Below are 20,486 nucleotides of genomic sequence, written 5' to 3' on the forward strand. Positions count from 1 at the left end.
GGCGTGGCCGCTGGGGACCCCGTTCGAACGGGGCGATTCGGCGGGCGGGCCGGTCAGGCGGGTACCGCGGCCAGCGCGGCGGCGACGACGTCGATGCCCTCGTGGAGCAGATCGTCGCCGATCGACAGCGGCGGCAGGAAACGGATCACGTTCCCGTACGTGCCGCACGTGAGGACGATCACGCCCTCGGCGATGCAGGCCTTCGCGACCGCGGCGGTGAGCGCGGCATCCGGTTCCCCCGTCGCCGGGTCGACGAACTCGGCCGCGATCATCGCACCGTGACCGCGGACGTCGCCGATGCGCGGGTCGGCGGCCTGCAGCTCCTGCAGGCGATCGGCGAGGATGCGGCCGATGTCGCGGGCGCGCTCGATCATGCCGTCGTTCTCGAAGACGTCGATCGCGGCGAGCGCCGCGGCGCAGGCGATCGGGTTGCCGCCGTAGGTGCCGCCGAGGCCGCCGGCGTGCGAGGCGTCCATGATCTCGGCTCGTCCGGTCACGGCCGCCAAGGGCAGGCCCCCCGCGATGCCCTTGGCGGTCGTGATCAGGTCCGGCACGATGCCGAACACATCGCTCGCGAACATCTCCCCGGTGCGAGCGAAGCCGGTCTGGATCTCGTCGGCGATGAAGACGACGCCGTTGGCACGGCACCAGTCCACGATCGCCGGGAGGAAGCCGTCCGCGGGGACGATGAAGCCGCCTTCGCCCTGGATCGGCTCGATGATGACGGCGGCGAGGTTGTCGGCGCCGACCTGCTTCTCCATGATCGAGATCGCGCGCTTGGCCGCCTCTGCGCCGGTGAGCCCGTCGCGGTACGGGTACGACAGCGGCGCGCGGTAGATCTCGGAGGCGAACGGGCCGAAGCCGCTCTTGTACGGCATCGACTTCGCCGTCAGCGCCATCGTGAGGTTGGTGCGCCCGTGGTAGCCGTGGTCGAACGCGACGACGGCCTGCCGGCCGGTGAACTTGCGGGCGATCTTGACGGCGTTCTCGACCGCTTCGGCGCCGGAGTTGAACAGCGCGCTCTTCTTGGCGTGGTCACCGGGGGTGATGCGGTTGAGCGCCTCGGCGACGGCGACGTACGACTCGTACGGCGCGATCATGAAGCACGTGTGGGTGAACTGGGCCACCTGGGACTGCACGGCCGCGACGACCTTGGGGTGTGCGTTCCCGATCGTCGTCACGGCGATTCCGGAGCCGAGGTCGATGAGCGAGTTGCCGTCGGCGTCCACGATGACCCCGCCGCCGGCGGCGACGGCGTGGACCGGCGCGGTGTGACCCACGCCTGCCGCCACCGCGTCCGCCTTGCGGGCGATGAGCTCCTGCGAGCGCGGTCCCGGAATGCTCGTGACCAGACGCCGTTCCTGAACGAGGGACGGACCGCCCAGCGGCGTTTCGGTGACGGTGTCGAGAGCAGTCATGTTCGGGAGCGTAAACGCGGCGAGAGACGCCCGCACCGTCCTCGATGTACATTCTGGTGGGACCGATGTACAGGTGGTACACGGTCGGAGGACCATGCACACACGTGACGACGCGCCGACCCTGCGCGCACTGCTCAGCCGCGGCGACCTGCATCTCGCCCTTTCCGAGGATGCCGACGCCGACCCCTCGGCGCTCGACCGGCCGGTCCGGTGGGTCCACAGCTCCGACCTCGCCGACCCGACGCCCTTCCTCTCGGAAGGCCTCGTGCTGCTGACGACCGGAACGCAGTTCCAGGGCGCTCCCGACGACGCCGAGCTGTACCGCGCCTACGTGGCCCGGCTGGCCGCCCGCGGCGTGGTGGGCCTCGGGTTCGGCACCGAGGTCGTGCGCGCCGGCATCCCGCCTGCGCTGGTGGACGCATGCCGCCGCTCCGGCATGCCGCTGTTCGAGGTGCCCTACCGCACGCCGTTCATCGCCGTGGCCCGCGCGAACGCCGAGGCCATCGCCGCGCAGACGTATGCCCGGCGCAGCTGGGCACTCGCCGCGCAGCGCGCGATCGCACTGGCGGCGCTGCGGCCCGACGGGCTCGGCGCCACGGTCGCCGAACTCGCCCGCCAGCTCGGCAGTTGGGTGGGCATGTACGACGCGGCCGGCGAACTCTCGCGCCAGCATCCGGCGGGGGGCCTCGATGGCGAGACAGCCGAGGCGCTGCGACGCGAGGTGGCAGGCGTGCTGGGGCGCGGGGCTCGCGCCGGCTCGTCGCTGCGGATCGGCCAGACCCCCTTCAGCCTCCAGACCCTCGGCCGAGGCGGACACCTCCGCGGAGTGATCGCCATCGCCGCGGGCGACCTCGACCAGGAGGGCCGCGGTGTCGTCACGGCCGTGATCGCCATGGCCGGACTGGCGCTCGAGCAGCAGCAGGGCCTCAGCCGTGCGCGCGGCGCGCTGCGCGCCGGGCTCATGCAGACGCTGCTCACCGGCGACCCGGCCCTCGCCCGGCGCATCGCGCGCGAGCTGTGGGGGCCGCTGCCGTCCGCGCCGGTGAACGTGGCGGTGACGGATGCCGCGGCCGCCGGCGACGCCCTGACCGAGCTCCTCGAACTGCGGGTCGAGGAACGCCGCGGCACGCTCTTCTTCGGGCGCGCCGACGATGACCTCGTCCTGGTCGTGCCGTCCGGCGACCGGACCGCGCTCGACGAGATCGCCGAGCGCTTCGGCTCGCGCGTGGGCGTCTCCGAAGCGATCGGCTACGACGGGTTCGCCGACGCGGTGGCCCAGGCCCGGACGGCCCGCGACCGCGGTGCGGGCGGGGCCGGCACCGCGGGCGGGAGCATCACGGCGTTCGCCGAGGTAGCGAGGTCGGGGGTCCTCTCGGCGCTGTCGGGCGAGGCCAGGGCACTCGCGCGTGCCGAGCTCGCTCCGCTGCGCGACCACGACGAGGCCGAGGGCACCCGGCTGATCGAGACGCTGCAGGCCTGGCTGTCCAGCGACTGCTCGCACGAGGCATCCGCTCGCGTTCTCGGTGTGCACCGGCACACGGTCCGCACGCGGCTCGCGCTGGCGGAGCGCGTGCTGGGCCGGGACCTGACGTCTTTCGCGACCCGCGCCGAGCTCTGGGCGGCGCTGCGCGCCCTGGACTGACCGGACCCAGTCCGAACAGACGACCGTCCTTTCATCGCACTTGTGCGCGAGTGCCGCAGAAGGACCTGCGGCTGTTGCGACCAGATGCGCTCGCACCGTCGCGGAAGCCGGGGACGAGACGGAACGCCCCGCGCGGCGGCGCACTCGCGACACACTGCCCGCCCGGCGGCGTGGGTCGCGCGAGAGGATGGCGTCATGAGCGACGCGCCCGTGCCCAACGGCGACGTCTCGTGGTGGTGGCGGGACCTCGGCGGCACGCCGGCGCCGCGACCGGCCCTGAACGGCGACCTCGATGCCGACGTCGCGATCGTCGGCGCCGGCTACACCGGGCTGTGGGCGGCGTACTACCTCAAACGAGAGCAGCCCGACCTCCGGGTCGTCGTGCTCGAGCAACGGTTCGCGGGCTTCGGCGCGTCCGGACGCAACGGCGGCTGGCTCACGAACACCGTCACCGGCGGGCGCGAGCGGTACGCGGCATCCCACGGTCGTGACGCGGCCATCGCGCAGCAGCGATCGCTCAACGAGACCGTGGACGAGGTCATCGCCGTCGCCCGGCGCGAGGACATCGACGCAGACGTCGTCAAGGGCGGCGAGCTCGATGTCGCCCGCTCCCCCGCGCAGCTGGCGCGACTTCGGGCAGCGGTCCTCGCCGAGCAGGCGTGGCCGCACACGGACGTCGAGGAGTGGGATGCCGCGGCCACGGCGGCCCGCGTCGGCGTCGAGGGCGTGCTCGGCGGGATGTGGCACCCGCACTGCGCACGCGTGCACCCCGCGAAGCTGGTGTCCGGGCTCGCCGCGGCCGTCGAGCGGCTGGGCGTGCGCATCTGCGAGCAGACCCGGGTGACCGAGATCACTCCGGGCCGCGCCGTCACCGAGCGTGGGGTGGTGCGCGCGGCGCACGTGCTGCGCGCGACCGAGGGCTTCACGCCGGACCTCCGTGGACAGCACCGGACCTGGCTCCCGATGAACTCGTCGATGATCGTGACCGAGCCGATCCCGGCGGCGGCGTGGGACCGCATCGGCTGGAGCGGTCGCGAGACGCTCGGCGACTTCGCTCACGTGTACATGTACGCCCAGCGCACGGCGGATGACCGTATCGCGTTCGGCGGACGCGGCGTGCCCTATCGCTTCGGCTCGCGGGTCGACACCGACGGCTCGACGCAGCAGCGCACGATCGCCTCCCTCACGGCGCTGCTGCGGCAGTTCTTCCCGGATGCCGCGGACGCGCCGATCGCGCATGCCTGGGCGGGCGTGCTCGGCGTCGCCCGCGACTGGGCGGCGACCGTCGGGCACGACCGCGCCACCGGTCTCGGCTGGGCGGGCGGCTACGTCGGGACCGGAGTGACCGCGACCAACCTCGCCGGCCGCACGCTGGCCGACCTCGTGCTCGAGCGCGACACCGAGCTCACCCGCCTGCCGTGGACCGGCCATCACGCGAAGCGATGGGAGCCCGAGCCGTTGCGGTGGGTCGCGGTGAACGCGATCTACACCGCCTACCGGCTCGCCGACCGGGTCGAGGCCTCCCGTTCTTCCTCCCGCACCGCGTGGCCGGCCCGTGTCGCCGACGTCATCGCCGGGCGCCACTGACCACTCCCCGCTAGCACGATCCCCGACTCCGGTCGAGGTCATTCCGCACGCCTGCGCGAGCGACCACGGTGGTCGATGAGGTCATTCTCATGTGCCAATACCTTTCATGTGTCAGGTTTTAGGAGTACCGTCATCATCGGGCGCTCCCCCGGCGCCCCCACAGCCGAGGCAAGGCCGCCGCGGAGGCGGCGACGACCAATGGAGGCGTCAGACCCATGAACAGATCACTCACCCCGAGAAGCGCTCGATGGGCCGCGGCCGGCGCCGTGGTCCTCGTCGGCACGCTGACCCTTGCGGGCTGCGGCCGCACCGACGGCGGCGATTCCGCCGGTCCGGAAGCCGGCGAGGCGATCGACGACTCGCCCGCCTCGGGCACCGTCGACATCTGGGCGATGGGCAACGAGGGCGAGGTCCTCGGAGAGCTCGCCGCGCAGTTCGAGGAGGAGAACCCCGACGTCACGATCAACGTGACCGCCGTGCCGTGGGAGAGTGCGCACGACCGCATCGCCACGGCGATCGCCGGCGGCGAGACTCCGGACATCTCGATGCTCGGCACGACCTGGGTCGGCGAGTTCGCCGCCACCGGGGCCTTCGAGCCGACCCCCGAGGGCCTGGTGGACGAGTCCTCGTTCTTCGAGGGATCGTGGGAGACCGCCGTGGTGGACGACGTGGCCTACGGCGTCCCCTGGTACGTCGACACCCGTGTCCTCTACTACCGCACCGACCTCGCCGAGGCGGCCGGCGTCGAGCCTCCCGAGACCTGGGAGGAGTACACCGAGTTCACCAAGGCGCTCCAGGGCGCCGGCGCGGAGTGGGGCGTCTCACTTCCGCCGGGGGGCTTCGACTCCTGGCAGTACGTCACCCCACTCGCCTGGCAGCAGGGCGGCGAGATCCTGAACGAGGACGGAACCGAGTTCACCTTCGACACACCGGAGTGGGAGGAGGCGTTCTCCTTCTACACGAGCTTCTTCGAGCAGGGCATCGCCGAGCCGCGCCGCCTGGAGGGCGGCGAGATCGAGGCCGCCTTCATCAACGGCGAGGTCGGCGCGTTCTACAGCGGCCCGTTCCACGTCAGTCTGCTGCTCGAGCAGGGCGGCGAGGAGTTCGCCGACAAGTTCGGCGTGGCGATGGTACCCGGCGCCGACAGCCGCACGAGCTTCACCGGCGGTGGAAATCTCGCGGTGTTCGAAGACACCGAGAACCGGGATGCCTCGTGGAAGTTCGTCCGGTGGCTGAGCCAGCCCGAGACGCAGATCGAGTGGTACGACATCTCGACCGACCTGCCCAGCGTGCAGGCGGCCTGGGACGACGCGACGTTCGCCGACGACCCGTACCTGAGCGTGTTCGGCGAGCAGCTGCAGGATTCGAAGGCTCCGCCGGCGATCGCGACCTGGGCCCAGGTCTCCGCTGTGATCGACCAGGAGCTCGAGAAGGCCACCCGCGGCGATACGACTGCCGCCGAGGCGATCGCGACCATCCAGGAGCAGGCATCGTCCATCGGGACCGGCCAGTAGGTCTACCCATGACCACTCTCGCTTCTGCGGCACCGCCGCGGCGCCCCGCACCTCGTGCGCGGGCGTCGCGGCGGGAACGCCGGATGACGCTGACGGCGTGGCTGTTCGCGGCGCCGTTCATGATCCTGTTCGTGGTGTTCATGGCAGGCCCCATCATCGGGTCCTTCGCGATGAGCTTCACCGACATGACCACACGCGACCTCGAGACTCCGTTCCAGGTGAACGTCGTCGGCCTCGAGAACTACATCCGCCTGTTCCAGGATCCGCGGTTCCTGCACTCGCTGGGCAACACGTTCACGTTCGTCGTGGTCGCCGTCCCCCTGACCATCGCCCTGGCACTCGCCGTCGCGCTCGCGCTCGACAAGGGCATCCACCGCTTCCGCACCGTGTACCGCGTCGGCTACTACGCCCCCGTCGTCACGAGCATCGTCGCCATCGCGATCGTCTGGCGGTTCATCCTGCAGCCGGACGGCCTGCTCAACGGCTTCCTGGCCGTGTTCGGCATCCAAGGTCCGGACTGGCTGCAGTCGACGACGTGGGCGCTCCCCTCGCTCATCATGATGGCGGTCTGGCGCAACATCGGCACGATCATGGTCATCTTCCTCGCCGCACTCCAGGGCGTCCCGCGCGAGCATCACGAGGCCGCGATGGTCGACGGCGCGAATGCGTGGCAGCGCTTCCGGCACATCACGATCCCCGCCATGCGGCCCGCGATCCTGTTCGCGACCGTCATCACCGGCATCGGGTTCCTGCAGTTCTTCGAGGAGCCGTACGTGATGACGCAGGGTGGCCCTCTCGACGCGACACTCTCGACCGCGATGTACACGTACGACCAGTTCGGCTTCGGAAACTACGCCTACGCCTCGGCGGCCAGCTACGTGCTGTTCCTGGCGATCGTGGTGCTGTCGCTCATTCAATTCCGCCTGCTCGGGAAGAAGGACTGACATGTCCGCGACACCTCCTTCCGCCGCCGCCGAGGCGTCCCGCCCCCTCGGCCCGGTCCTGGCCTCGTCGGCGGTGACCGACACGGACGTCGACCGCCCCGAGCCGCACCCGGCCGGACGACGCCGCCGGGGCGATCGCCCGCGGTGGTGGCTGTACATCGTGCTCACACTGGGCCTCATCGCGATGGTGATGCCGTTCGTGTGGATGATCCTCGGGTCGTTCAAGACGGATGCCGAGATCCGCCAGAACCCGACCGGCTTCCTGCCGCAGAACCCGACCGTCGAGAACTTCGAGACGCTCTTCGGGCGCCTCGACTTCACCACGTTCTTCATCAACAGCATCGTGGTCGCGGTGTTCGTGACACTCGGCAACATCGTGTTCTGCTCGATGATCGGCTACGCGCTGGCGAAGCTTCAGTTCCGCGGCAAGAAGCTGCTGTTCGCCCTGGTGCTCGGCACGCTGATGGTGCCGGGCGTGGTCACGTTCGTCCCGCTGTTCGTGCTCACTGCGAATCTCGGGCTCGTCAACTCGTATCCCGGCCTGATCCTGCCGTTCCTCATCTCGCCGCTGGGCGTGTTCCTCATGCGGCAGTTCATGCTGAGCCTGCCCGACGAGCTGATCGAGGCGGCCCGCATCGACGGCGCGAGCGAGTGGCGGATCTTCCTGCGCGTGATCATGCCGATGTGCGGCCCGGCCGTGGCGACGCTCACGATCCTCACCTTCCTGGCCAGCTGGAACAACTTCCTGTGGCCGCTCGTGGTGGCCACCACCGAGGACATGTACACGCTGCCGGTGGCGCTCGCGCTGTATTCGGTCAGCCAGAACGCGGCGCGCTACGGGCTCATGATGGCCGGCGCCGTGGTGGTCGTGCTGCCGATGCTGCTCCTGTTCGTCTTCCTGCAGCGCTACTTCGTGCAGGGCATCGCGCTCACGGGCATCAAGTGACCAGAGCGGATGCCGCGGCATCCGCTCTCCCGAAAGAAAGGACCATCGCACGATGGACTTCCCCGAAGGCTTCCTGTGGGGCGCGTCGACGGCGGCGCACCAGATCGAGGGCGGCAACGTCAACTCCGACTGGTGGCAGCGCGAGTGGGGGCGCCTCCCCGGCGCCCCCGTCGAGACGCCGTCCGGCGACGCCGCGGACAGCTACCACCGCTATCCGGAGGACATGGCGCTGCTCGCCGGCGCCGGGCTGGACACGTACCGGTTCAGCATCGAGTGGGCCCGCATCGAACCCGAGGATGGCTGGATCTCGCGCGCGGCCATCGACCACTACCGCCGGATGGTGGCCACGGCGCAGGACGTGGGCCTGCAGCCGATGATCACGCTCCACCATTTCACCAATCCCGTCTGGTTCGCCCGCGAAGGCGGGTGGCACTCGGATGCCGCGGCCGACCGGTTCGCGCGCTACGTCGAGGCCGCGCTGCCGGTGCTGGAGGGCGTCGACCTCGTCTGCACGATCAACGAGCCGAACATGGTCTCGGTGCTCGCCGATCCCGAGGTGGGATTCCCGTCGATCGGGCTGCCCCCGGGCGTGCCGGCGGTGACCGACCGGCTCGTCGACGCGCACAAGCGGGCGGTGGGGATCGTCCGCGGCGCGGGCGCGCGGGCAGGGTGGTCGGTGGCGACGCAGGCGTATCAGCCGGTCGAGGGCGCCGAGGCCGTCGCCGCCGACTACGGCCGCTCGCGGGAGGACGTCTTCCTCGACGCGGCGAAGGGCGACGACTGGATCGGCGTGCAGGCGTACACGCGCACCCGTATCGGCACCGACGGGCCGCTTCCGATCCCCGATGACGCCGAGCGAACGCTCACCGGCTGGGAGTACTACCCTCCCGCGGTGGGCGAGGGGATCCGCAACGCGTGGGCGCGGGCCGGCGTCCCCGTCTACGTGACCGAGAACGGCATGGCCACCGCGGACGACGCCCGCCGCATCGACTACACGCGCGGCGCCCTCCAGGCGGTCCGAGCGTGCATCGAGGACGGGGTCGACGTGCGCGGCTACCTTCACTGGAGCGCATTGGACAACTACGAGTGGGGCAGCTTCGCGCCGACCTTCGGTCTCATCGCCTGGGATCGCGAGACCTTCGAGCGGCACCCCAAGCCGAGCCTGGCCTGGCTCGGCGACGTCGCACGCGCGAACGCGATCCCGGCAGCCTGAACCGCGGAGGCGAACCGCCTCAGCCGTCCCGCGGCAGGAGGTACCCTCGCGCGAACTCTGCGAACAGCGCGTTCATGTCCACGCTCTCGTCCAGCAGCCACTGCTGCTGGATGCCGTCCATGACCGCGCTGATGAGCCGCGCGGCGAGCTCGGGGTCGACATCCGACCTGACCTCGCCGTCTTCCTGCGCCGCGATGAGGATCGGCATCGCACTCGCGGCACTCTCCCGGTAGCGCCGCGCGAACTCCTCGTGCGCCGGATGCTCCGTGTCGGTCGCCTCGGCAGAGACCGTGGCGTACAGCGACGTCAGACCGCGCGACTCCTGGTTGTAGGCCACGACCTTCGTCGCCTGCTGGATCAGGGTGTGCTCGGCGGGATCGCCGGCTGCTTCGCGGATCTTCTCGTCGCGCTGGCGGAGCACCTCGGTGAAGAGCTCCTCCTTGTTGGCGAAGTGGTGCATCAGGCCTGTGGGCGTCAGGCCGACCCGCTTGGCGATCTCCCTGAGGGACCCGCTGTGGAAGCCGCTGCGTCCGAAGACCACGAGGGCCTCGTCGACGATCTGCTGCCGGCGGGCCAGCCCCTTGGCATAGCTGCCTCGCGGTGCACGCGCGGCGCGGGCCGGGGCATCCGATTCGGGTGTCCCGGCCACGTCCTCAGCGGCTCCGCTGCTCACTCGCGCGCTTTCCAATCGGAGCTGAAGACCTGCGCTGCCATCGCCGGGCGCAGGCGCTGCTCCATCTCCTTGTCGACGAAATACCGCTTCAGCGTATCGCCGGTCAGCTCGTTGCCGATCGCCGCCAGGATCATCGACTGATCGAGCGACAGGTAGCGCTCGGCGACGGTCCCGCTGCCGACGGCGACGGAGTCGAAGAAGCCGCCGGGCCCGTAGGCGCCGAGATCGGACTCGAGGTGGGCGAGGTTCTCGAGCACCCCGGACCGGTCGTACGGCAGCGCGAGGAATGCCGCGTGAGGGGTCACGACGCCGTCGCCGAATTCGGGATCGGGGTTCGTGCCGACCGTGCAGCCCGGACGGTCGATGTCGACATCGGTCTTCTCGCGATCGGATGCGTAGCCGTCGGAGCGCATGCCGGCGAGGTCGACACCGTACTCGGCATAGCCGCCGAACGGGTCACTGGCCGGCGAGAATCCCCACGCTCCGTACTCGGCGTCGACGAGCCCATGGTGCTTCTGCACCGCGACGGTGATCGGGTGGTTCAGCCGCCAGGACTTCGCGCCCCATTTCGTCTCGGGCACGAGCAGGTCGGGCATGAGCGCCTCGAACATGCTGCCTCCCCAGCTGGGCACGAAGTCCATTCCGGCGTAGGTGTAGACACCCTCCCAGACGTCGAACCCCTGGTAGGTGAGCGTGGTGCCGGTGGGCAGCTGCTCCTGCCAGGCCCAGTCGCAGCCGGGCGGCATCGTCCGATGGGTGCCGTACAGGGCCGTCGCCGGAATCTGACCGTTCGCGATCCCGAGATAGGTGGCGATGCGGCTCTCGCTCACAGTGGTGTCGTAGTGGTGGCACGTGTAGAACGCCTGTTCGCCTGACCCGTTGTACATCGGCGCAGCGACGCTGCAGCCCGGAGGAGCGACCTCCCAGAAGCCACCCCGGTTGGTGCCGGCGGGCAGCCCCGGCGCGCCCTCGGGGTTGAAGAACGCCCCGAAGTCCATCGAGTCGTACAGCGCGTCCGCCTGCCCGGCGAGGCTCGGCTCCGCCTCGCGGACGATGCGGAGTGATGCCGCGAGCCATCCGTTGTCGACGGTGCTCAGGAACGGGTGCACGACGTCGCCGGAGTCGGGCCACGTCGTGAGCTTCGCCCCGGTGGCGGGGTCGTACCAGTTGTAGTACATGCCGCTGGCGTCGTTGCGTTCGAGCGTCTCGAGCGTTCCGAGCGTCGCCGCCATACGGGCTCGGGCCTCGTCCGGGGAGATGATGCCGAGGTCGCGCGCGGTCACCGTCGACCACAGGTACCCGCCGATGTTCGTCGGCGAGGTGTACGCGCCCGCCGTGGACAGGTCGCCCGTGATGTTGTCGGACGGCAGGCCGGTGGCCTCGTCGGTCATCGCGTCCAGAGATGCCCAGGTGTCCTCGGCATATCGCTGGAGGGTCTCGTTCCCCGGTCTGCCGGAAGCGGGATCGCCGCTCGCCGTCGCCGGTCCGGCGATCGCCAGTCCGGTCACGACCAGTCCCGCTGCAGCCGCCGTGCTCACCCATCGCTTCATTGCGCTCTCCTTATCGAAAGCGGCTCCGCCCGGCGGAACCGTCGGTCGGGAAAACCTAACAGGTGAAAGGTATTGAGCGGAACCCCGTGGTCCGCACTCTCACTGGCCTCTCACGGAGCCGCGCGCCCGGGATCTCGCGCCACTCGCCAAGACACGCCGCTGCTTGCCCGCGCGACCGGCGTGTCGTGGCGACTCGCGGGTCAGGCTGCCGCGCGGTGTACGGACGAGCGGCGAGGTCAGCGCGGGGCGTGGGCCTCGAGGAACTCGTAGACGTCCGTCGTGTCGACCCCGGGGAACGCGCCCGTCGGCAGCGTGGCCAGCAGCGTGCGCGGGGTGCGGACGTTCGGCCAGGAGTTCTCGCGCCAGGATGCCTCGAGCTCGGCGGGAGCCCGTCGGCAGCATGCCTCGACCGAGTGCTTCGACACACCGCGGTTCGGGGTGTCGCGCCCCAGGAACCACTTGGTGTCGTCGAACCGCACCCCCACCGAGACCGAGTGCGCCCCCTCGCTGGACTGCTCGACGCGGGCCGTGCACCAGTACGTCCCGTTGCCGGTGTCGGTGTACTGGTAGTACGGGTTGAAGTGGTCGTCGACGTCGAACACGACCCGTGACGTCCACTTGCGGCAGCACATCTGCCCCTCGATCGAGCCGAGGCGATCGGTCGGGAAGTTGACGTCGTCGTTCTCGTACGCCTTCGTGATGGTGCCCGATTCGTGGACCTTGAGGAAGTGCACCGGGATGCCGAGATGCACGCTCGCGAGATTCGTGAAACGGTGCGCGGCCGTCTCGTACGACACCGAGTACGCGTCGCGGACGTCCTCGATCGAGATCGCGCGGTCCTTCTTGGCCTCCTGCAGGAACGGCACGGCGTGCTGCTCGGGGATGAGCAGCGCGCCGGTGAGGTAGTTCGTCTCGACGCGCTGGCGCAGGAACTCCGCGTACGACGTCGGCTCGCGGTGACCGAGTATCCGGCTCGACAGCGCCTGCAGCACCGCCGTGCGCGGGTCGCCCTTCGCCGTCAGGCGGCTGGACAGGTACAGGCGGCCGTTCTTGATGTCGGCGACGCTGCGGGTGGTCTGCGGCAGGTCCGGCACGTAGTGCAGCGTGAACCCCAGGTGCGCGGCGATGTCGGATGCCGTGCGCTGCGTCAGCGGACCGCCCGGGTGGTCGACGGCCTGCAGCAGCGCTCGCGCCTGGTCCTCGAGTTCGGCGAAGTAGTTGTTCTGCGTGCGCATCAGCCGGCGAAGGGCGACGTTGGCCCGCCGGGCCTCCTCCGGAGTCGCGGCCCGCTCGTCGCGCAGGCGCTCGATCTCGGACTGCAGGGCGAGCATCGCCTTGAGTGCTTCGCTGGGCACCGTCTTGCCGACGCGGAAGGGCGGGATCCCGAGGGCCTGGAAGGTCTGCCCGCGCATCGCCCGCTCGAGCGAGATCTCGAGCGTCGCGCGCTCATCGAGCGGCTCCGACTCGAGGATCGCGTCCAGGGTCGAGCCGAGCGCACGGGCGATCGCCTGCAGCAGCGTGAGCTTGGGCTCGCGCCGGCCGTTCTCGATCATGGACAGCTGGCTGGGCGCGCGATCGACGGCGGCGGCGAGCTCTTCGAGCGTCATGCCGCGCTCGGTGCGCAGCTGGCGGATGCGGCGGCCGATGGTGAGGGAATCCACACCCTCATCGTCGGGGAGTTCTGCGACCGGGTCACGGGTGAACGACGTCGTCATGGCGTCACTCTGTCACAGAAACAGAAATATCTCGAAACTTCTCCCTCGGTTTGGTCGGTCAGGCCCATGATCTTCACCGCAGAGTGGACTCACACCCCGCAGACCCCGATCGAAGCAGAAACGCGGATCACGGATGCCGAGGGCCCAGCGCACACGCCGGGCCGCGGCATCCGCCCACCACACCTTTCGTCACAGGAAGACAGGAACATGACACCTGCAACCGCCACCCCGATGCGCATGCGCACGGGCCCCATCCCGACGCACACCCAGGACCCCTCGATCGAGGTCGCCGCGCCTCTCGCCGCGCGTTACGACGAGATCCTCACCTTCGAGGCACTCGAGTTCCTCACGGAGCTGCACCACCGCTTCGGCGCCCGCCGCCACAGCAGGCTGGCCGACCGCCTGCGTCGCCGATTCGAGATCGGCAACGGGCACGACCCGCAGTTCCGCGACGACACCCGTCACATCCGCGAGGACGCTCAGTGGCGCGTAGCGGGCGCCGGTCCCGGGCTCGAGGATCGCCGCGTCGAGATCACGGGCCCGACCGACCCGAAGATGACCATCAACGCGCTCAACTCGGGTGCGAAGGTGTGGCTCGCCGACCAGGAGGACGCCACGAGCCCGACATGGAAGAACGTCATCGAAGGCCAGCTGAGCCTGCGCGACGCCATCCGGGGCGAGTTGTCGTTCACCAGCCCGGAAGGCAAGCGCTACGAGGTCACAGCCGACGAGACGCCGACGATCGTGATGCGCCCGCGCGGGTGGCACCTGCCCGAGCAGCACATCCGCTTCACCGACCCCACCGGGCGCACGATGGCGGCGTCGGGCTCGCTCGTGGACTTCGGCCTGTATTTCTTCCACAACGCGAAGCAGCTCATCGCGAACGGTCGCGGGCCCTACTTCTACATCGCCAAGCTCGAGTCGAGCGAAGAGGCGAAGCTGTGGGACGACGTGTTCACGTTCAGCGAGGAGCGCCTGGGCCTCGAGCACGGGACGATCCGCGCGACCGTGCTGATCGAGACGCTGCCGGCCGCGTTCGAGATGGACGAGATCCTCTTCGAGCTGCGCGACCACTGCGCCGGCTTGAACGCCGGCCGCTGGGACTACATCTTCTCGATCATCAAGAACTACCGCGGGCGCGGCGCACGGTTCGTGCTGCCCGACCGCAGCGAGGTCACGATGACGGTGCCGTTCATGCGCTCGTACACCGAGCTGCTCGTGCAGACGTGTCACAAGCGCGGCGCCTTCGCGATCGGCGGGATGAGCGCCTTCATCCCGAACCGCCGTGACCCCGAGGTGACCGAGCGCGCGTTCGAGAAGGTCGCCGCCGACAAGAAGCGCGAGGCCGGCGACGGCTTCGACGGAACGTGGGTGGCCCACCCCGACCTCATCCCCGTCGCTCGCGCCGAGTTCGACGCGGTGCTCGGTGACCGCCCGAACCAGCTGGACCGTCAGCGCCCGGACGTGTCGGTCGCGGCATCCGATCTGCTCGACGTCCACATCGGCCGCCCGATCACGGCAGCCGGCGTGCACGCGAACGTGTCGGTGGCCATCCGCTACCTCGAGGCGTGGCTGCGGGGCCTGGGCGCCGTCGCCATCGACAACCTGATGGAGGATGCCGCGACCGCGGAGATCTCGCGCTCGCAGGTGTGGCAGTGGATCCACCAGGACCAGACGACCGAAGACGGGACTCCCATCACCCGGGACTACATCGAGGGGCTCATCCGGCAGGTGCTCGGCGAAGTCGACCGGCGCGACGGCGACCGCTTCGACGATGCGGCCGAGATCTTCCGCGACGTCGCCCTCGGCCAGGAGTTCCCGGCGTTCCTGACCCTTCCGGCCTACTCGCGCTTCCTGGCCGAGACGGCCTGACCCACGTCCCTTTCGAAGGAGAAGAAGACATGACCGCCTATCAAGACGACATCGACGCCGTCCGCGCGCTGAAGGATCAGCAGGGCTCCCCGTGGGACGCCATCGACCCCGAGTCGGTCGCCCGCATGCGGGCGCAGAACCGATTCCGGACGGGTCTCGAGATCGCGCAGTACACGGCCGACATCATGCGGCGCGACATGGCCGAATATGATTCGGACTCGTCCGTCTACACCCAGTCGCTCGGCGTCTGGCACGGCTTCATCGGGCAGCAGAAGCTGATCTCGATCAAGAAGCACCTCAAGAGCACCGACAAGCGCTACCTGTACCTGTCGGGCTGGATGGTCGCCGCCCTCCGATCGGAGTTCGGTCCGCTGCCCGACCAGTCGATGCACGAGAAGACGTCGGTGCCCGCGCTGATCGAGGAGCTCTACACCTTCCTCCGTCAGGCCGACGCGCGCGAGCTCGACCTCCTCTTCAGTCAGCTCGACACCGCGCGCGCCGCGGGCGACGAGACCGCCGTGGAGTTCGTCCAGTCGCAGATCGACAACCACGAGACCCACGTCGTGCCGATCATCGCCGACATCGACGCCGGGTTCGGCAACCCCGAGGCGACCTACCTCCTCGCGAAGAAGATGATCGAGGCCGGCGCCTGCGCGATCCAGATCGAGAACCAGGTCTCGGACGAGAAGCAGTGCGGACACCAGGACGGCAAGGTCACCGTGCCGCACGAGGACTTCCTCGCGAAGATCAACGCGGTCCGCTACGCGTTCCTCGAGCTCGGCATCGACAACGGCGTCATCGTCGCCCGCACCGATTCGCTCGGGGCAGGCCTCACGCAGAAGCTCGCCGTGTCGAACGAGCCCGGCGACCTGGGAGACCTCTACAACTCCTATCTCGACGTCGAAGAGGTCTCCGAGTCCGAGCTGGGCGACGGCGACGTCGTCATCCGCCGGGAGGGCAGGCTGCTGCGCCCGAAGCGACTGGCCAGCAACCTGTACCAGTTCCGGCCCGGCACGGGCGAGGACCGCGTGGTCCTCGACTGCATCACGTCGCTCCGAGCCGGCGCCGACCTGCTGTGGATCGAGACCGAGAAGCCGCACATCGAGCAGATCGCCGGCATGGTGGACCGCATCCGCGAGGTCATCCCCGACGCGAAGCTGGTCTACAACAACAGCCCGTCGTTCAACTGGACGCTGAACTTCCGCCAGCAGGCCTACGACCTGCTCGCGGAGAGCGGCCAGGACGTCTCGGCGTACGACCGCGGCAGCCTCATGAGCGTCGAGTACGACGACACCGAACTGGCCCGACTGGCCGACGACAAGATCCGCTCGTTCCAGCGTGACGGCTCGGCGCGCGCGGGCATCTTCCACCACCTCATCACGCTGCCGACCTACCACACGGCCGCACTGTCGACCGACGACCTGGCGAAGGGCTACTTCGGCGACGAGGGCATGCTCGCCTACGTCAAGGGCGTCCAGCGTCGCGAGATCCGCGGCGGGATCGCCACGGTCAAGCACCAGAACATGGCCGGCAGCGACCTCGGCGACACCCACAAGGAGTACTTCGCCGGCGAGGCCGCCCTCAAGGCAGGCGGCGCGCACAACACGATGAACCAGTTCGGCTGAAGCGACGACGGATGCCGCGGACCGGCCGGTCCGCGGCATCCGTCGTTCAGTTCAGAAGTCCACGCTCCATCGCGAGCGTCACCGCCCGCGTGCGGTCCGTCACGCCCAGCTTCTCGAAGACCTTCAGCAGATGCGTCTTGACGGTGGACTCGCCGATTCCGAGCAGAGCGGCGACCTGCTTGTTGCTGTTGCCTATCGCGACGAGCCTCAGCACATCGGTCTCACGGGCGGTGAGCACTGCGGTCGGCTCGGGCTGCCGCATCCGCTCGACCAGTCGCACGGCCACCGCCGGAGACAGCGCGGACTGCCCGGCGGCCACCGACCGGATGCCCGCGACGATCTCGGCCTGCGGAGCCGCTTTGAGGAGGTAGCCCGAGGCGCCGGCCTCGATCGCGGCGAGGATCTGATCATCCGACTCGTATGTCGTCAGGATCAGCACGCGCGGTGGCGGGTCTCCGGCCTCTCCCCCGACGATGCGGCTGGTCGCGACGACCCCGTCCACGCGCGGCATCCGGAGGTCCATCAGGACCACGTCGGGGCGGGTGACCGACGCGAGCTGCACGGCCTCTTCCCCGTCGGACGCCTCCCCCACGACCTCGAACCCCGGCTCGTCGGAGAGCAGTCCGGCCAGTCCCGCGCGGACGACCGGGTGATCGTCGGCGATCAGCAGACGGATCACAGCGCCCGCTCCGCCACGGCTCGCTCCGCCATGACACCCGCCCCCGGGAGGACCACCACCAGCGCCGTCCCGCCGCCCGGCTGCGACCGCACCTCCAGGCGACCGCCCGCGAGGGCGACCCGCTCCCGCATGCCGTCGATGCCGAACCCGGAGTGGGGAGCGTCCGGATCGAATCCGTCGCCGTCGTCGACGACCTCCAGGCGCGCCGCCCCGTCCTGCGCCACGGCGACGCGCACCACCGCGCGGACGGCACCGGCGTGCTTGGCCACATTGGAGAGCGCCTCCTGCAGGCAGCGCAGCAGCACGACCTGGGCGTCCCGCTCCAGGGTTCCCGCCACTTCGCCGCGCTCCAGGGCGATCGCGGCGCCGCCCTGCGCGCGGAAGCGCTCGATCAGGCGCTCGACGGCCGCCTCGAACGCGGGCTCGGAGGGGACGGCCGCGGTGCGGGCGACGATGGCGCGGGCCTCGTTCAGGGCATCGCGCGCGACCTGCTCGACGGTCGCGATCGTGGTGGCCGCGGCATCCGTCTCACCGTTCCGCGATTGCCGCCCGCCCCGCTCGGCGAGGATCACGAGCCCCGCGAGGGTCTGCGCGAGAGTGTCGTGGATGTCGCGGGCCATCCGCTCCCGCTCCTCGGCGGCGCCGCGCCCACGGCTGAGCGCCTCGACCTGCGCCTGTGCCGCCGTCAGGTCGGCGAGGAGTCGTGCGCGCTCCTCGCCGTACTCGGCGATGCTGGCGATCCACAGGCCCAGCGCCGTGGCGAAGACCACCGAGAAGGTGGCGGTGGTCGCACCCGAGACCGCGGCCCCGGCGGTGAACCCGCCGCCGATGAACACTCCCGTGAAGACGCTCGCGGCGATCACCAGCGAGGCCAGGATGCCGCGGCGGCGCGTATCGCCGATGACCCAGGCCAGCGGGTAGGCCAGCGTCTGCAGCATCGCGAGGAACGGGGCGGCGGCAGTGCCGATGCCCACGGCGAGCGCGGCGACCGCGAGGAAGACCGGGAACCGCCAGCCGGCGGGCGGGTTGCCGATCGCCGCGCGGCCCACCAGGACGTAGCCCAGCACGAAGAGCACGATGCTCGCGAGCGCGATCATCAGGCGCTGCTGCCCCACCGGACCGAATCCGAACAGCAGGCCCACCGCCATCGCCAGCGACCCCGCGCCGACCGTCACGTCCCACCAGCGTGGCTTCAGCATCTCGTCGTCCTTCCGGCCCGGCTCGCGGTCGAGACGTGTCGCAGCGCCAGGCTACGCGTCCCGCCGGATCCACCGGAAGGTCAGGCGCGAGAGCACGAGACCGACAACGAGCCACACCACGAGCGCGATCGCGACGCCTCCGAGATCCCACTCCCCGTGCTGCTCGAGGCTCGCGTACTCGTCGGGCAGGAACACCGCGCGCATCCCCTGCGCCATCCACTTGAGCGGGAAGATCCCCGCGACCGTCTGGAGCCAGTCCGGCAGCTGCGAGAAGGTGAGGTACACGCCGGAGACGAACTGCAGTGCGAGCGCGATCGGCACGACGACGGCGGTGGCGCTCTTGCCCGTGCGCGGCACGGAGGACAGAGCCACGCCGAGCAGCGCGGAGGTCGTGATGCCGAGCACGAACACCCACGCGAACGTCGCCCAGCGTGCGGGCTCCGTGGGGAGCTCCACACCGAGAACGAGGGAGGCGAAGGCGAGCAGCAGCGCCGCCTGCAGCACGCCGGTGACGCCGACCTGGCCGATCTTGCCCAGGAAGTAGCTGACCGGAGAGAGCGGGGTGCCGCCGAGGCGCTTGAGCATGCCCTCCGAGCGCTCGATGGCGATGTCCATGGCGAGGTTCTGGAAGCCCGACAGCAGCAGTCCCGCCGCGATCATCCCGGGCAGGTAGAGCTCGGCCATCGATATCGGCGGCACATCGGGCGAGAGCTGCACATCGCCGTCCGACCCGAACGCGACGCTGAACAGTCCCAGCATGAACACCGGGAACAGGAAGGTGAAGAACAGCGTGTCACCGGAGCGGAAGTACTGCACGATCTCGAATCGTGCGCGCCAGGCGCCCATGGCGAGCATGCCCTTGCGGGGGCGGCGGACGCGCGGCGCGGCGGCAGTGGTCTCGACCTCGACGCTCATCGTCCCGTTCCCGTCGAGTCGGCGGTCTCGTCCGCAAGGTCGGCGTGGGTGAGGGCTTCGGCCTCGGCGACCAGGCGGAGGTAGATGTCCTCCAGGCTGGGCCGCATGATCTCGAGGTCTGCGGGGGCTCCACCCAGGCGCGCCCCCAGGGCCGTGACGAAGCTGAACGGATCGTCGGTGCGCTGCTCCCGCGGCATCCCGTCCTCCGTCCAGCGGACCCGCGGCACGCGCGCGTCGGCACCGCCGAACCCGGCGACCGGGCCGATGGCCTGCATGCGACCGGCGGCGATCACCGCGACCCGGTCGGCGAGCTGGGCCGCCTCGTCGAGGTAGTGGGTGGTGAGCAGGATCGTCGTGCCCTCCGTCTGGAGGACGCGGATCAGATCCCAGAACTCTCGGCGCGCATGGGGATCGAAGCCCGTGGTGGGCTCGTCGAGGAAGAGCAGCTCGGGACGCCCGATGATCCCGAGAGCGACGTCCACCCGGCGCTGCTGTCCGCCCGACAGCCGCGAGATGCGGGTCTTCGCCTGCTGTTCGAGCCCGACGGCGGCGATCACCTCGTCGACATCACGGGGATCGGGGTAGAAGCCTGCGAACTGCCGCAGCTGCTCGCGCACCGTGACGAGTCCCGCCTGGCCGGTCGACTGCAGCACGATCCCCAGGCGCGCCTTCCAGTCGAGGCCCGCGGCGCCGGGGTCCACGCCGAGCACCTCGACCTCGCCGCCGGTCCGGCGACGGTATCCCTCGAGGATCTCGACCGTCGTGGACTTGCCCGCTCCATTCGGGCCGAGGAGCGCGAACGTCTCGCCGTGCTCGATGTCGAACGAGACGCCGTCGACGACCGTGCGGCCGCCATAGGTCTTGCTCAGGTCCCTCACGCGCACCGCATGTGTCTGCATGACCTCAGCCTGGCCGATCGCGGGCGGCCCGGACAGCGGTCGTCCGTCGGAGGAGGCATCCCCCATTCGGTGGAGGCCTGCCGCCCGGGCTCACG

The 20,486-nt window shown here is 70.2% G+C and carries 16 protein-coding genes; 8 read left to right on the forward strand and 8 right to left on the reverse strand.

From position 1 onward, the window contains the following. Nucleotides 1–53: 53 nt before the first annotated feature. Nucleotides 54–1,418 carry a 4-aminobutyrate--2-oxoglutarate transaminase gene (gene gabT / locus ASD56_RS00525; protein WP_055959985.1) on the reverse strand — a complete coding sequence of 455 codons (1,365 nt, stop codon included), beginning with the start codon at nucleotides 1,416–1,418 and terminating at the stop codon, nucleotides 54–56. A 94-nt stretch (nucleotides 1,419–1,512) separates the two neighbouring features. Here gabT and ASD56_RS00530 point away from each other — a divergent pair, with 94 nt between their 5' ends. From ASD56_RS00530 to ASD56_RS00555, 6 genes are all read left to right on the forward strand, one after another. Continuing rightward, nucleotides 1,513–3,060: a PucR family transcriptional regulator gene (locus ASD56_RS00530; RefSeq protein WP_055959988.1), complete on the forward strand. Its 1,548-nt coding sequence runs from the start codon at nucleotides 1,513–1,515 to the stop codon at nucleotides 3,058–3,060. A gap of 195 nt (nucleotides 3,061–3,255) precedes the next feature. Then, nucleotides 3,256–4,647, forward strand: coding sequence for an NAD(P)/FAD-dependent oxidoreductase (locus tag ASD56_RS00535; RefSeq protein ID WP_055959991.1), 1,392 nt, complete (start codon nucleotides 3,256–3,258; stop codon nucleotides 4,645–4,647). Between the two features lie 215 nt (nucleotides 4,648–4,862). Beyond that, entirely contained in the window at nucleotides 4,863–6,161 is a 1,299-nt protein-coding gene (locus ASD56_RS00540; RefSeq protein WP_235565452.1) for a sugar ABC transporter substrate-binding protein, read from the forward strand. An 8-nt stretch (nucleotides 6,162–6,169) separates the two neighbouring features. Beyond that, nucleotides 6,170–7,105: a carbohydrate ABC transporter permease gene (locus tag ASD56_RS00545; protein WP_055959998.1), complete on the forward strand. Its 936-nt coding sequence runs from the start codon at nucleotides 6,170–6,172 to the stop codon at nucleotides 7,103–7,105. 1 nt (nucleotide 7,106) lies between these two features. Next, entirely contained in the window at nucleotides 7,107–8,051 is a 945-nt protein-coding gene (locus tag ASD56_RS00550) for a carbohydrate ABC transporter permease (protein ID WP_082541151.1), read from the forward strand. Between the two features lie 52 nt (nucleotides 8,052–8,103). After that, entirely contained in the window at nucleotides 8,104–9,264 is a 1,161-nt protein-coding gene (locus tag ASD56_RS00555) for a glycoside hydrolase family 1 protein (RefSeq protein WP_055960001.1), read from the forward strand. A 19-nt stretch (nucleotides 9,265–9,283) separates the two neighbouring features. Here ASD56_RS00555 and ASD56_RS00560 read toward each other — a convergent pair whose 3' ends face one another. The 3 genes from ASD56_RS00560 to ASD56_RS00570 all read right to left on the reverse strand — a co-directional run bounded on the left by ASD56_RS00560 (nucleotide 9,284) and on the right by ASD56_RS00570 (nucleotide 13,202). Then, nucleotides 9,284–9,937: a TetR/AcrR family transcriptional regulator gene (locus ASD56_RS00560; RefSeq protein WP_235565454.1), complete on the reverse strand. Its 654-nt coding sequence runs from the start codon at nucleotides 9,935–9,937 to the stop codon at nucleotides 9,284–9,286. Continuing rightward, complete coding sequence (locus ASD56_RS00565; protein WP_055960004.1) at nucleotides 9,934–11,487, reverse strand: glucoamylase family protein; 1,554 nt, start codon at nucleotides 11,485–11,487, stop codon at nucleotides 9,934–9,936. The genes ASD56_RS00560 and ASD56_RS00565 overlap by 4 nt, the downstream gene beginning before the upstream one ends. Before the next feature lie 236 nt (nucleotides 11,488–11,723). After that, nucleotides 11,724–13,202: a helix-turn-helix transcriptional regulator gene (locus tag ASD56_RS00570; protein ID WP_055960007.1), complete on the reverse strand. Its 1,479-nt coding sequence runs from the start codon at nucleotides 13,200–13,202 to the stop codon at nucleotides 11,724–11,726. Nucleotides 13,203–13,433: 231 nt separating this feature from the next. Here ASD56_RS00570 and aceB point away from each other — a divergent pair, with 231 nt between their 5' ends. Both aceB and ASD56_RS00580 read left to right on the forward strand, forming a co-directional pair. Continuing rightward, entirely contained in the window at nucleotides 13,434–15,074 is a 1,641-nt protein-coding gene (gene aceB / locus ASD56_RS00575) for a malate synthase A (RefSeq protein ID WP_055960010.1), read from the forward strand. A gap of 29 nt (nucleotides 15,075–15,103) precedes the next feature. Next, complete coding sequence (locus tag ASD56_RS00580) at nucleotides 15,104–16,699, forward strand: isocitrate lyase (protein ID WP_055960012.1); 1,596 nt, start codon at nucleotides 15,104–15,106, stop codon at nucleotides 16,697–16,699. A gap of 46 nt (nucleotides 16,700–16,745) precedes the next feature. On the opposite strand, the gene ASD56_RS00585 is transcribed toward ASD56_RS00580, so the two are convergent. The 4 genes from ASD56_RS00585 to ASD56_RS00600 are packed head-to-tail and all read right to left on the reverse strand — an operon-like array spanning nucleotide 16,746 to nucleotide 20,391. Then, nucleotides 16,746–17,378 (reverse strand): response regulator, encoded by a 633-nt coding sequence (locus tag ASD56_RS00585; RefSeq protein WP_055960015.1) that lies wholly within the window; start codon nucleotides 17,376–17,378, stop codon nucleotides 16,746–16,748. Then, the gene (locus tag ASD56_RS00590) at nucleotides 17,375–18,577 is read right to left on the reverse strand and encodes a sensor histidine kinase (protein ID WP_055960019.1); all 1,203 of its coding nucleotides are present in this window, start codon (nucleotides 18,575–18,577) and stop codon (nucleotides 17,375–17,377) included. The genes ASD56_RS00585 and ASD56_RS00590 overlap by 4 nt, the downstream gene beginning before the upstream one ends. Nucleotides 18,578–18,628: 51 nt before the next feature. Continuing rightward, a complete protein-coding gene (locus ASD56_RS00595) occupies nucleotides 18,629–19,492 on the reverse strand; it encodes an ABC transporter permease (protein ID WP_055960022.1) in 864 nt (287 codons plus the stop codon). Then, nucleotides 19,489–20,391 carry an ABC transporter ATP-binding protein gene (locus tag ASD56_RS00600; RefSeq protein ID WP_055960025.1) on the reverse strand — a complete coding sequence of 301 codons (903 nt, stop codon included), beginning with the start codon at nucleotides 20,389–20,391 and terminating at the stop codon, nucleotides 19,489–19,491. The genes ASD56_RS00595 and ASD56_RS00600 overlap by 4 nt, the downstream gene beginning before the upstream one ends. Nucleotides 20,392–20,486 lie beyond the last annotated feature (95 nt).

It is taken from the genome of Microbacterium sp. Root166 (genome assembly GCF_001427145.1).
In the GTDB taxonomy this organism is placed as follows: Bacteria; Actinomycetota; Actinomycetes; order Actinomycetales; family Microbacteriaceae; genus Microbacterium.

Excerpts from the sequence above, each read along its gene's own strand:
- ASD56_RS00555 (WP_055960001.1), top strand. The coding sequence starts at position 8,104 with ATGGACTTCCCCGAAGGCTTCCTGTGGGGCGCGTCGACGGCGGCGCAC.
- ASD56_RS00540 (WP_235565452.1), top strand. The coding sequence starts at position 4,863 with ATGAACAGATCACTCACCCCGAGAAGCGCTCGATGGGCCGCGGCCGGC.
- aceB (WP_055960010.1), top strand. The coding sequence starts at position 13,434 with ATGCGCATGCGCACGGGCCCCATCCCGACGCACACCCAGGACCCCTCG.
- ASD56_RS00565 (WP_055960004.1), bottom strand. The coding sequence starts at position 11,487 with ATGAAGCGATGGGTGAGCACGGCGGCTGCAGCGGGACTGGTCGTGACC.
- ASD56_RS00600 (WP_055960025.1), bottom strand. The coding sequence starts at position 20,391 with ATGCAGACACATGCGGTGCGCGTGAGGGACCTGAGCAAGACCTATGGC.
- ASD56_RS00590 (WP_055960019.1), bottom strand. The coding sequence starts at position 18,577 with ATGCTGAAGCCACGCTGGTGGGACGTGACGGTCGGCGCGGGGTCGCTG.
- ASD56_RS00530 (WP_055959988.1), top strand. The coding sequence starts at position 1,513 with ATGCACACACGTGACGACGCGCCGACCCTGCGCGCACTGCTCAGCCGC.
- ASD56_RS00580 (WP_055960012.1), top strand. The coding sequence starts at position 15,104 with ATGACCGCCTATCAAGACGACATCGACGCCGTCCGCGCGCTGAAGGAT.
- ASD56_RS00570 (WP_055960007.1), bottom strand. The coding sequence starts at position 13,202 with ATGACGACGTCGTTCACCCGTGACCCGGTCGCAGAACTCCCCGACGAT.
- ASD56_RS00545 (WP_055959998.1), top strand. The coding sequence starts at position 6,170 with ATGACCACTCTCGCTTCTGCGGCACCGCCGCGGCGCCCCGCACCTCGT.
- ASD56_RS00535 (WP_055959991.1), top strand. The coding sequence starts at position 3,256 with ATGAGCGACGCGCCCGTGCCCAACGGCGACGTCTCGTGGTGGTGGCGG.
- ASD56_RS00595 (WP_055960022.1), bottom strand. The coding sequence starts at position 19,492 with ATGAGCGTCGAGGTCGAGACCACTGCCGCCGCGCCGCGCGTCCGCCGC.
- ASD56_RS00550 (WP_082541151.1), top strand. The coding sequence starts at position 7,107 with ATGTCCGCGACACCTCCTTCCGCCGCCGCCGAGGCGTCCCGCCCCCTC.
- gabT (WP_055959985.1), bottom strand. The coding sequence starts at position 1,418 with ATGACTGCTCTCGACACCGTCACCGAAACGCCGCTGGGCGGTCCGTCC.